This is a genomic window from Zunongwangia pacifica, from assembly GCF_023499215.1.
GTDB lineage: Bacteria > Bacteroidota > Bacteroidia > Flavobacteriales > Flavobacteriaceae > Zunongwangia > Zunongwangia pacifica.
In genome coordinates this window covers 1-12,202 of the sequence record NZ_JAKHSK010000064.1, presented here as the reverse complement: position 1 = coordinate 12,202, position 12,202 = coordinate 1, and the positions used below count along the sequence as shown (strand labels likewise).

The 12,202-nt window shown below is 37.7% G+C and carries 9 protein-coding genes; 7 read left to right on the top strand and 2 right to left on the bottom strand.

Annotated features, from left to right (window positions below):
- Positions 1 to 557 precede the first annotated feature (557 nt).
- Together L1967_RS22340 and L1967_RS21590 are read right to left on the bottom strand one after the other, a co-directional pair.
- Positions 558 to 686 carry a hypothetical protein gene (locus L1967_RS22340; RefSeq protein ID WP_262917480.1) on the bottom strand — a complete coding sequence of 43 codons (129 nt, stop codon included), beginning with the start codon at positions 684 to 686 and terminating at the stop codon, positions 558 to 560.
- A 241-nt stretch (positions 687 to 927) separates the two neighbouring features.
- Positions 928 to 1,482, bottom strand: a complete 555-nt coding sequence (locus L1967_RS21590; protein WP_249603570.1) for a DNA-3-methyladenine glycosylase I — start codon at positions 1,480 to 1,482, stop codon at positions 928 to 930.
- Positions 1,483 to 2,261: 779 nt separating this feature from the next.
- Between L1967_RS21590 and L1967_RS21585 the strand changes: the two genes are divergently transcribed.
- From L1967_RS21585 to L1967_RS21555, 7 genes are all read left to right on the top strand, one after another.
- Complete coding sequence (locus L1967_RS21585; protein ID WP_249603569.1) at positions 2,262 to 2,867, top strand: TetR/AcrR family transcriptional regulator; 606 nt, start codon at positions 2,262 to 2,264, stop codon at positions 2,865 to 2,867.
- 115 nt (positions 2,868 to 2,982) lie between these two features.
- A complete protein-coding gene (locus tag L1967_RS21580) occupies positions 2,983 to 4,335 on the top strand; it encodes a TolC family protein (RefSeq protein WP_249603568.1) in 1,353 nt (450 codons plus the stop codon).
- A gap of 7 nt (positions 4,336 to 4,342) precedes the next feature.
- Positions 4,343 to 5,407 carry an efflux RND transporter periplasmic adaptor subunit gene (locus L1967_RS21575; protein WP_249603567.1) on the top strand — a complete coding sequence of 355 codons (1,065 nt, stop codon included), beginning with the start codon at positions 4,343 to 4,345 and terminating at the stop codon, positions 5,405 to 5,407.
- Positions 5,408 to 5,414: 7 nt separating this feature from the next.
- On the top strand, positions 5,415 to 8,546 hold the full coding sequence (locus L1967_RS21570) for an efflux RND transporter permease subunit (protein ID WP_249603566.1): 3,132 nt from the start codon (positions 5,415 to 5,417) through the stop codon (positions 8,544 to 8,546).
- 58 nt (positions 8,547 to 8,604) lie between these two features.
- Positions 8,605 to 9,666, top strand: a complete 1,062-nt coding sequence (locus L1967_RS21565) for an adenylate/guanylate cyclase domain-containing protein (RefSeq protein ID WP_249603565.1) — start codon at positions 8,605 to 8,607, stop codon at positions 9,664 to 9,666.
- Positions 9,667 to 10,426: 760 nt separating this feature from the next.
- Positions 10,427 to 11,233 (top strand): DUF5677 domain-containing protein, encoded by an 807-nt coding sequence (locus L1967_RS21560; protein ID WP_249603564.1) that lies wholly within the window; start codon positions 10,427 to 10,429, stop codon positions 11,231 to 11,233.
- A gap of 129 nt (positions 11,234 to 11,362) precedes the next feature.
- Positions 11,363 to 12,073, top strand: a complete 711-nt coding sequence (locus L1967_RS21555; protein ID WP_249603563.1) for a hypothetical protein — start codon at positions 11,363 to 11,365, stop codon at positions 12,071 to 12,073.
- Positions 12,074 to 12,202 lie beyond the last annotated feature (129 nt).

Genomic DNA, 12,202 nt, shown 5'->3' with positions numbered 1-12,202 from the left:
TCTATTGTATCTTTGTCAAGTACAGAGTACATAAAGGGTTGGTTTTGATAATTGTATGTTTCGCAACACAAATATCTGCAACCCTTTTTTATTTTTAAAAAAAGTTTAAATCATTTCATAGCACCAAAACCAAACTCCATAATAAAAGTTCAGAAGTTTGTTTTATTAAAGACTGAAATTCCTATTGTTTTATAAATTTTAGTACAACTATCTTTAAGCAATACTGATATAGTTTTATGCATCATTAAATGCTGCAATAAATTTATAATATTCTAAATGAAAATATTACACTAATAAAATTAATCATAATTTTTTAAAAGCTATCATTAATTACTACTTACTCTTACGGGTAAAATCTTCATATCTACTCTGTAATAGCTTAAACAGTCATTATAATTTACTTTTCTATCAACTCTAAAATACACCTCAAAAACCAAAATCAGCAAGGCAACACTCCATAAGGATCATAAAATTTTCCGTTTTTTGACATATCATGATGGGTTGCGTAGTTTACTATAAGTTTGACAGCAGATTCAGGAGTATCTGTTACAATGTTCTTACCCCGATTGTTTAGCCACACCATTTTTATCTTTCATACTGTTACTGTTGTTTGCGGCAATAATTTTACCATTGGCAAATAACTCCCCTACTTTTTCAAAATATCCCTGATAAAGAAACTCATACAACAACCAACCAATACATCATAGCCTCTAAAAAGCCCGCATCGGAAATGAGTTGAATACCGGTTGATTTGGCTTTTTCATCAAGGAATTCAACCACTGGTTTTAATTCCTATGTCGTTTATTAATTTTCTACCCACCGAGGGTCGGCCAATACGGCATCCTGGTGATCGAATTCTAAATACCGCTCGGGATCAAAATGATTACCAACTTCTAAACAATGATCTATAATTTCCTAGATATCCGTTTATTCTTCTTGTTGCTTCCACATTGGGTTCTCTTTTAATACCTGTGGGTACACCTCGCAGTCTTTATCGTGCGCTCCCGGCAAATACCCGATGCTCATTAAAAACTCGTTGACAATTTCACCTCCGGTGAATTTGAAGGTTTTTTTAAACAGCTTCATCCATTCCTGTAGGGTTTTGGGATGGTGGTGTTGCAACCACTTTTCAAACGAGCCAAACTCCTTTTGTAGTTGCACAATCGCCTGTGCATTCACAATAGCGGCATTTACTTTAAGCTTATTCCGGATAATCCCCGCATCGGCAAGCAAGCGCTGCCGGTCTTTCTCGGTATAGGCAGCTACTTTTTCAATGGAAAAACGATCGTAGGCTTTGCGAAAATTATCCTCCTTTTTTAAAATGGTTTCCCAACTTAGTCCGGCTTGATTAATTTCCATTAACAACCTGCCAAACAACTCGTCATCATTGTGTATTGGGAATCCATAATGCTTATCGTGGTATTCTTTATGCAAGCTTTTTCTGGGCTCGGGCATTGTTGTTATAATCGTGCAATAACTCATTCTATAGTATTAGATTTTTTTAATTTTTTCTACTGTTCCGCAGAACAGTTCATTAACGTGGATGGTATGCAAAAATTATAACTGTTCTACCCTACGTCCATCTTTTACGGGCACTAAATTAAGGATAACATTAGTAACCTGAGTTCGATCTAAGAAAATTTCGGAGACTGAGTGAAATCTTTGCAAAAGACGTTGTACCGAAGTTTCGATTTTGGTAGCATTTCGATATAAATTTTCCCTGAAAATTCACGCAATGCTCCAAAATGCCTGCCTGACGGCAGGCAGGCCTGCAAAAACTTTTATATCGAACTCAGGTTCGTATATATTTTTTCCATCTAAAATCAACGTCAAAAAACGGTTGACTATTTCTTTATGGTTCCTAAAATTTTTACCTAGTTAAATGAAGCGCTAAAGGCGTAAGGCGACACCGTGGGGAATCAAATCAACTAATAGAAGATTTAAAACTTTTGTAGAATATACTGACGGCTTAAAAAAAATAAATCACTTATTTCCCAGTGCTTAAACAAGTAATTTTGGGTAATGGCCGCTTTATTGTCACTTTGGAAAATATAATCTCCCATTATACCTATCTCATCATACATCTTTTTTTAGCCTCGAATTATCATTGAAGCCAAAATGGATTTATCAAATAGAGAACACGTTTTCGTATGCTTACATACATTATATGCAAAAATTATCTCTATAAAGCATAAAAATTTCAGCTTTTTATTGGCCGTAAAAAAATTCTTCCTACATTTGCATACCAAACGTTCGGTTTTATGAAAGACTCTAAAGGACAGATATTAAAAATTTCATTACTTCTTTTTTTGCAAAAAGGTTTTAAAGAAGTAACGATGAACGAAATTGTAAAGAGTTCCGGCTTTTCAAAAGGAGCTTTTTATCATTATTTCAGTAGTAAAGAAGAGGTTTTTAAAGAAGTGATAGACGTTTATTTCAAACAAATGCTTCATTTGGATTATGAAACGCTCCCCTCCGATTCGTTAAAGTCTTTTTATCAGGCCAATTTGGATATTCACAAAAAACGGGACAAAATGATCCGTAGCTGGTACCAGGAAACTTTTGAGGGGGATTTTCCTAACAATATATATTACATACTGTTTGATGCCCTCCGACTATTGCCGGAAGTTAGAGAACAACAACAAAAAAGGATTAAAGCAGAAGTAAAAGCCTGGGAAAAAGTAATTGAAAAAGCAAGGGCTAACGACGAAATTAAAACCATACTTTCTTCAGAAAATTTAGCTAAACAGTTTGTATATAGCAGTGATGGCATCGCCTTGCATATGGTAATGATCAGCAGCTCGGCCGAGCTTATTGATGAAGTGAAAACGGTTTGGGAAAGTCTTTATAAGAGTATAAAAACCTAAAAAAATTTAACCTAACACAGACCGAATGGTCGGTTTTAAAGATGCGCTACTAATTAATCTTACCTCTATTTTTTTTAAATACAAACATACCGAACAGTCGGGTTAATCAACACGTATGAAAGAATATAAAAAATCACTGCTCCTTTTGGGAGTTCTCCTGAATAATTTTCTGATCGCAAATGCTCAGGAATCAAAGGAGTTATCTTTGAAAGAAGCACTGAACTATGCGCTCAGCCATAAGGCAGAAGTCAAAAAAGCACAGTTAGCTATTTCTAAAAGCGAATATCAAATTCAGGAAAAAAAGGCCGAAATATTGCCTACCGTCGCATTGGATGGCAACCTGATTAATAATCCGATTCTTCAGGAAACCGCCTTACCGGGTGAAATTCTTGGAGAACCCGGCACCGTAGTAATGGCACCCTTAGGACAAAAATGGAATGCCGATGGAGGAATTAATTTAACTCAGAAATTATTTGATCAATCGGTTTTTATCGGATTGAAAGCGGCAAGATCCAGTCGGGAGTTTTACCAAATCAATCTACAACTTACCGAAGAAAATGTAATCGAAAAAGTAGCTTCACAATATTACCATACCCTCATTTTACAAGCCAATCTAACTGCGGTAGATACCACGTATCAAAATACCGTAAAGATTCAGCAAATCATCAAAAGTCAATTTGAAAACGGACTAGCTAAGGGAATAGATGTAAAGCGTATTCAGGTAAGAGTAGCTAACCTTCAGGCGCAGCAACAAGAACTTCAGAATTCCATTCAAATCAGTAAAAACACCCTCAAGTTTTTAACCGGTTTACCTATGGAGATGATGATTATTTTAACAGAAGAGTCCTCTCCCCTCCTACCTCAAATTGAAAAAGAAACTTTTAACGTCAGTTCACTTAACTCCTATCAATCGCTGACGAAAGAGAAAGAGTTACGCAACTATGCGTTACAGGAAAGCAAGGCGGCCAATTATCCTACGCTTGGTCTTAGTGCTCAATATCATTACCAGGGTTTAGGCGATACCTTCCCCATTGGAAAGAATGAAAGCCAGCAGGTGTACTGGACGGATTATTCCAGCATCACCCTTAACCTGCACATCCCCATTTTTTCAGGGTTGAAAACACGCGCTAAGGTAAGACAGGCGCAGTTAGATGTGGAAACCCTTCAACTGGACATAGAAGATAAAGAACTATCGCTTCGGGCAGATTTCGAAAACGCGAAAAATCAAATCAGAACTAGTGAGATTACCATAGAAAATCAGCAGCAAAATGTAGTGCTGGCGAAAGAAGTGGTAGAAGATATTCAGAATAACTACACGAACGGGCTCGCTCCGTTGACCGATGTCTTGGATGCGGAAACTTCCCTGATTGAAGCACAAAATAATTATAACAAGGCGGTACTCGATTATCGCCTGGCACAACTAGACTATTTAAAATCAAAAGGCGAATTACACACCCTCTTAAAATAAGCAGAAAATGAAAAAAATAATATACAGTATCATCATTGGCGTAATAGTCCTTGGTGGGGCGATATACGTCCTTCTTTCCAACAAAGCACAAAATCAGCAAGAAACCGCTTTGATTACTCAAAAGAACGCTGCCATTAGCGTTAAAGTCGATACGGTAAAACGCATCACCCCGCAACTCAGCTACAGGAGTAACGGAACGTTTAAACCAGAACAGGAACTCATCGTCACCCCGGAAACTTCAGGCACCATTTTAAAAATTATGGTCAAAGAAGGCGACCAAGTACGCAAAGGACAAACCCTCGCTTATCTCAAAAAAGATCAGGCCAAGGTATCCTATCAAAATGCCAATGCCAACTACCAAAATGCCTTGGAAAATTACGAACGTTACCAACGGGCGTACCAGACAGGCGGAGTAACCCGGGAGCAATTGGAGCAAATGCAATTGCAGTTGGACAACGCGAAATCAAGCTTGGAAAATGCCAATTTGGATATGGAGGATACCCGCATTAAGGCTTCGATAAACGGTGTGATCAATAAAAAATTCGTAGAAACTGGAGCTGTTGTAAATACAGGTACATCTCTTTTTGAAATTGTAGATATCACTACTTTAAAACTTCTGGTAAGCGTCCCGGAACTACAGGTTTCTAATATTCATTCAGGGCAGCAAGCGCAGATTCAATTAAACGTTTATCCCGATACCACATTTACCGGCAACGTATCTTTTGTGGCCGCAAAAGCAGATGGTTCCCTTAATTTTCCGGTAGAAATTACCTTACAAAACAGCCAAAATCATCCTTTAAAAGCCGGAATGTACGCCACGGCCATTTTTAATTTCTCTTCTGAAGAATTACTGCCGATAAGCGTCATTTCCCGCAATGCCTTTACGGAAGGTTTGGGCGAAAGTGAGGTTTTTGTGGTAAAGAACAACAAAGTGCACCTGCAAAAAGTACGCACAGGAAAAAACTTCAATAATCAGGTAGAAATTCTTGACGGTTTACAGCTTGGCGATGTGGTCGTGACCAGCGGACAGATCAATTTAGAAGATCAATCTGCTATACAAATCATTCAATAAAAAAGATATGAAATTAGCAGCAATACCTATCAAACGCCCCACGATTGTAGTGGTTCTTTTCACCATTCTTATTTTAGGCGGACTTTATAGCTACAGTAGGTTGGGCTATGAATTGTTACCAAAATTCAGCCTCAATTTAATTACCATTTCCACTCCATATCCCGGAGCTTCTTCCAGCGAAGTGGAAAACTCGGTGACCAAGAAAATCGAAGATGCCATTTCTTCGGTAGAAAATGTCAAAAAAATAGAATCGAAATCTTTCGAAGGGCTTTCCACCGTAAGTTTAACCCTGACTTCGGATGCCGATGAGAATGAATCTTTGAATGATGCGCAGCGTAAAATCAATGCGATTGAAAAAGACTTACCGGAAGATGTAGACCCACCTTCGCTTAGTAAATTTTCGCTTAGCGATTTGCCGATTATCACCATTGGTGCCACTGCCAATATGGAAGAAACCGAATTCTACGATTTACTGGATAAAAAGATAAAACCGGTGCTTTCCAGCACCAAAGGCGTAGGCCAGGTTACTGTGATTGGAGGTTCTGAAAGGGAAATACAGGTGAATATTGATCCTGAAAAAGTAAAAGGCTTCAACCTGACCTTGCCCCAGGTGGTCAGCATTATTTTGAGCTCCAATATTGATTATCCTACCGGAAATTTAAAGACCCGACACAATCGGGTGCTCATCCGTTTATCGGGTAAGTATGAAAATGTGGAGGAACTACGCAATTTAGTGGTGAGTTCTACCGATGGAATTCAGGTTCGGGTACGCGATATCGCTGAAGTAAGGGATACCCAACAGGAGGTCAATAAAATTGCCCGGGTAAATGGCAAAGATGCCATTATAATGCAGGTGATGAAACAGTCAGATGCCAATGCTGTAGAAGTGAGCGAAGCCATTCACCGCAGTTTACACCAAATGGAGGCGCAGTATGCCGGCAATCAGGTGAAATTGCCCGTTGTAGATGATAGCAGTGAATTTACCTTACAAGCCTCTGATGCGGTAATGCACGATTTGATTTTAGCAGTGGTATTGGTCGCCGTGGTAATGCTGTTTTTCCTACACACCATACGTAACGCTTTTATTGTAATGGTTTCCATTCCCGCATCGCTTATCGCTACGTTTATCGGGATGTACCTCTTGGGATATACGCTCAACCTAATGAGTTTATTAGGCCTTTCGCTGGTGGTGGGTATTTTGGTAGATGATGCCATTGTGGTACTGGAAAACATTTACCGCCATATGGAAATGGGAAAAAACCGGGTGCAGGCCGCTTATGACGGAATGATAGAAATCGGGTTTACCGTTTCAGCCATTACCCTGGTTATTGTGGTGGTATTTCTTCCCATCGCGATGAGTACGGGGTTGGTTTCCGATTTAATTGCCCAATTTTGTGTTACCGTTATCCTGGCTACCTTATTTTCTTTGCTTTCTTCCTTCACGATTGTTCCCTGGCTTTCTTCCCGATTCGGCAAACTAGGAAAGATCACGGGTAAAAATTTCTTTGAAAGAATCATTTTAGGCTTTGAAAAAGGACTGGATAAATTCACCCATTTGGTAAGTGGTTTATTAAAATGGTCGCTGATTCACAAAGCGAAAATCACCCTGATTGTGATGGTATTATTTATAGGATCGTGTTCGCTGTTGGTAACAGGCTTTATTGGTGGTGAATTTCTTCCTCCGGTAGATCGCGGACAGTTTGTGGTACAACTGGAACTCAACAAAGATGCTTCTTTGGAAACCACGAATCTGGCCACTCAAAAAGCAGAAAGAATCCTGAGTCTACATCCTGAAGTTAACCGCTTAGTCACTACTGTGGGGCAAAGTAGTGACGGGACTGTCGGCACTCAGGAAACTCCTTTTAAATCTGAAATTACGGTAGCCTTAGTCGATAAAGCTGAGCGGAAAGATAAAACCACCGTATTTGCCGCCCAGGTGAAACGGGAATTACAACAAGCACTGGTTGGGGTGAAAATTAAAACCGCTACGGTAAGTATTGTAGGAGGCGCTGATGACGCCCCGATATCCCTGACCATTACTGCTCCCAATTATGCAGATGCTTTAGAATTTTCTAAAAAAGCGCTGGATTCTTTAGCCAAAGTTCCGGGAGCTACTCAAATAAAAAGCAGTGCAGAAAAAGGGAATCCTGAAGTACAGGTTTCCATAGACCGGGATAAAATGGCGGCTTTAGGGATTGGATTGCAGGATGTGGGAATGGCTATGCAAACCGCTTTTAACGGCAACACCGATGGGAAATTCCGCGCCGGGGCTTATGAGTATGATATTAACATTAAATATAATGCAGGGCATCGGTTGTCAATTCAGGATGTGCGCGATATTTCTTTTGTGAATGCTGAAGGCAAAAGGGTACAACTCTCCCAATTTTCGACTATTACTGAAGGTACCGGACCTAGTTTTCTGGAACGTCGGGATAAAAGTGCCGCAGTGACTATTTCTGCACAAGCGGCAGGAAGACCTTCCGGCGATATTGCAGCCGAATGGGAAGAAGCTTTTGCCAAAATTCCGCGAGACAATGGCGTCAGTTATATCTGGGGTGGCGATATGGAAAACCAGTCCGATAGCTTCGGCACTTTACTCGTCGCATTATTAGCCGCTATTATACTGGTCTATCTTATTCTGGTGGTGTTATATGACAGTTACCTCTATCCATTGGTGGTACTATTTTCCATTCCGCTTTCCTTTATTGGCGCGCTTTGGGCTTTGGCACTTACTAATAATGCGCTGAACATATTTACCATTTTGGGAATTATTATGCTGATTGGATTAGTGGCAAAAAATGCCATTCTTCTGGTCGATTTCACCAATCATCAGAAAGCCGAAGGGCAAGATACTTTTACGGCTCTTGTAAATGCCAATCACGCCCGCTTACGCCCTATTTTAATGACCACCATCGCAATGGTGATTGGGATGATTCCTATTGCACTGGCCAGTGGTGCCGGTGCTGAATTGAACAACGGATTGGCCTGGGTAATCATTGGCGGACTTATCAGTTCACTGCTGCTCACCCTGATTGTGGTACCGGTAGTTTATGCTGCTTTTGATAAAGTGGCTCTAAAATTTAAAGGGAAAAATCACAATGCAAAGGCCATCAATAATTTGGTCACCTCGAAAAATTAAGGGGATGCCCATACGGCTTAAAGAAAAAACGAAACGAATAGGATAATCTGGTACAACGATGTATATCAACAAGTATAAAGTAACCGAAATTGCTATCATTGTATGTAGTTGGATGCTGGCGCTCCTTCTTTTTGCTTATTTAAAATTTGGAGGTGGCAATGATGCTTTTATAACCGAATGGTATGATAAACACGTATTTTTTAATAAGAATATCTATAGTGTTGCCCTGGCATACGGCCTTTTGTTGGGATCGCTTTTAAGCATTATACATTTATATGTTTATCCTAAAATTATCCAGACCCCTTCTTTTACCAAAAACATCATTGCGAGGAGCGTATCTTTTTTAGTCTGTTTTAAAACCGCTGAAATTCTTATCAGCTTATTGTATAGCGGACTTGATGATTTTCATTTAAGCTATTCCAACCCAAATAGCATTTTAAGAAGCTTATTCCTATACGCTGTAATTATCAATTTTCTAACTGATTTTTTCCTATTAATGCGAAAAAATTTAGGCCCAGGTTACTTTTTCAACCTTATAAGTGGGAAATACTATAGACCCCGGGAAGAAAACAGGATTTTTATGTTTTTAGATTTAGCTTCTTCCACTACCATAGCGGAAAGAATAGGCCATATTGCTTACAGTTCTTTACTACAGGACTGCTTTAGAGAGCTTACGCCCTTACTACTTAAAAGCAATGCCAGCGTATACCAGTATGTGGGCGATGAAGCTGTGATCACCTGGAAAATCAATAAGCATACGAATAGGGACCTATGTTTAGATTTATTTTTTTCATTTCAGCAAAGATTGCAGGAAAAGAAAGAGGATTTCTGGCAAAAATACCATACTACTCCTTTTTTTAAAGCATCCATCAATGAAGGCAGGATCGTAATGTCCACCGTGGGGGAACTAAAAACGGAAATCGTTTATCACGGCGATGTTCTAAATACCGCTGCCAGAATACAGTCACTTTGCAAAACGTACCATACTGCTCTTTTGATTTCTGAAAATTTCTATGAAAATATCAACGACAAAAAAATATTCCAATTCAAGTGCTTCAGCAATATAGCCATTACCGGAAAAGATGAAAAAATCAATATTTATAGTGTAAATCGTAACTAATAATAAAAAATATAAAATGGAAAAATAGTTTAGCCATAGCGAGTGGATTTTTTACAATTGTTTTTCTTTCCATTGCCTTCGCATTGCTGGAAAGTCAAGTATATCCGGAATCCACTGCATTATTTGGCAAAACCAGTCTAAACATTCACGAGTGGTATTTACTTCTTTTAAAATTAAGTGCTAACCTTTTTAGCTGTTTTATAGGCGGGTTGGTCATCGCTTTTATCAGTAAGAAAACGCAGAATATTATTTGGGTAAGTGCCTTTATCACCTTAATTATTATTTGGTTATGGTATAGCACAAAGAATCCAATGCTATTTTGGATGGTTTCTATTCTTGGGATTTTTCCCAGTATGTATTTGGGGAATCGTTTGGTAGGAAAAAAATGAGGGATTTTTTCGGATTAGATCAAATCAAAAAGCCTTCAAAATCAATGAATTTGAAGGCTTTTATTGTTATTGTGGTCCCGGAATCAATTATAATCGTTTCTTAACCAACAGGCCTATAAACCCCGGTAATGAAAAGGTAGATGTGGATTGGTTTCGTCACAGAAGCCTCCCCGATAATTATCGCCGTTGTCCTGAAGACAAATACAAGTTATACTGGTTCATCAATCCACAAAAACCACAGAAATTTATAAGCACGTGGCTACAAATACTTTTAAAACAATAAAAAATCCACTAGATTAGTGTTTTAACTAAAATGGAGATAACACAACTTGTTGTGTTATGCGTATGTTGCCAGTAATTTGACAAAACCGATGACAAATGAAAAAAATAATGAACTTTTAGAGTTAACTGAATCTTATAAACGGTTCACCAAATTTGTTATTTTGACATTTGACCAAAGTAGTTTAGATACAAAAAATCAAATCTTAAGAAATTTTATAGCTAAATCACATTCTCTGATTAACAGCATTTCTCTTTTATTAAAAGAAGAACAAGAAGGAGAAGCAATGGCTCTATACAGACTTTTAATTGAAAGATATTTTTATCTCGAATATTTACATAAAACCAATTCTTATCAAGCATTTAAAGATTGGTCTTTTATTAAAACATTTGAGTCGAGGAATAAAATGAGAAGTAACTCGGAATTTAACAATCCAAAAACCAAAGAATATTTAGTAGATACTAAAGAACAAGTAAAAAAATATCAAGCTCTGAAAAAGAAAAAAAACCAATGGATTGAGCCTAAAATAGAAAACTTTGCAAAGGAAATCGACTTTTCTTTTCTATACAGTTTAGGCTATGATTTAGGTTCATCTTTCGTTCATCCAAGAGCTGATGAAGGATATTGGGACGCTTTAAGAATAGTGAAAAACGAAAGAATGGTTGAATTCAAAAAGAATAATATTCTTCGGAACTCAATATTATTAGCAAATGGAATGTTAATCAACGCATCTAATCGCTCTGATTTTGAGTTTGGAAAATATTTAAATTTTTACTGTAACTCAATCTTTGAGTATTTAGTTGAGGACAAAGAATTACCGAATTTAAAAGATATAGAAAAAATCTTCTTTGCGTATATGATTGCGAAAATGGAAAAAACTACTGGCAACACCCTATAACAACAATTGCGGCTTTGTGTCCTGCGGACACAACCGCGCAAGCATAAAAGTCGGTAATTTTAGCTATCTTAGTTTTAATCAATCCGCAACTGATTGTTATACAAGACCGTTGTACACAATTATGACAAGATGAAAAAGCTACCACTAATCAACCTGATACTTTTAATAGGAATAATCACTTACCTATTAATTTCAAGTGACAAAAAACAGGAATATAAAGAGAATGAAATAATTCCTGAAATTACTACCGAAAGACTTAACATTGTTGGAAAGGATGGAAATAAATATGTTGTTCTAAGTAATCCTGAAAAACAAGCATTAGCAACAATAAACGGTAAGCCAATAGATTCTGAACAAACCGAAAGAAATGTTGCTGGATTGCTTTTTTTTAATGAAGACGGAGATGAAATTGGTGGTTTGACATATGGAATCGACAGTACTGATAGCTACCAACTTTTGACTTTCGACCAGCGAAAAAACGACCAGATTATGACATTAAGGAAAGATGAATATTTGGAAAATGGAAAATGGAAAAAACGTTATGGCCTTTTATTACAAGAACGATCCGAAAAACAATCCGATGTAATCATTTCGGAATTGAACAATATTCGGAAAATTAAGGATTCTATTTTTAGAGAGAAAGAATACGACAAGTTCTACAATAATCCAGAAAATTTAGCACCACAAAGATTGTTTATCGGTAGAACATACTCTGAAAATGTAGGACTTTTTTTAATGGACAAAAACAACAAACCAAGATTACAAATATATTTAGATGAGGACGGAGAGCCTCACATTGAGAGTTTTGATAAAAACGGAGAAAAGAAAATTATTAAATAACTGGCTACAATAACTAAGCGTTCGTGTGGCCGGAACGGCCTAACATGAACGCACTGTTGACTAAACCGGTTCTTTGCCGATTAAGTATATATGGGGATTAGTCTGTTTTTAGGAGGTAATATTTGTTAG

Coding starts and splice junctions, on each gene's coding strand:
- L1967_RS21590 (WP_249603570.1), bottom strand. CDS start 1,482: ATGAGTTATTGCACGATTATAACAACAATGCCCGAGCCCAGAAAAAGC.
- L1967_RS21585 (WP_249603569.1), top strand. CDS start 2,262: ATGAAAGACTCTAAAGGACAGATATTAAAAATTTCATTACTTCTTTTT.
- L1967_RS21580 (WP_249603568.1), top strand. CDS start 2,983: ATGAAAGAATATAAAAAATCACTGCTCCTTTTGGGAGTTCTCCTGAAT.
- L1967_RS21575 (WP_249603567.1), top strand. CDS start 4,343: ATGAAAAAAATAATATACAGTATCATCATTGGCGTAATAGTCCTTGGT.
- L1967_RS21570 (WP_249603566.1), top strand. CDS start 5,415: ATGAAATTAGCAGCAATACCTATCAAACGCCCCACGATTGTAGTGGTT.
- L1967_RS21565 (WP_249603565.1), top strand. CDS start 8,605: ATGTATATCAACAAGTATAAAGTAACCGAAATTGCTATCATTGTATGT.
- L1967_RS21560 (WP_249603564.1), top strand. CDS start 10,427: ATGACAAATGAAAAAAATAATGAACTTTTAGAGTTAACTGAATCTTAT.
- L1967_RS21555 (WP_249603563.1), top strand. CDS start 11,363: ATGAAAAAGCTACCACTAATCAACCTGATACTTTTAATAGGAATAATC.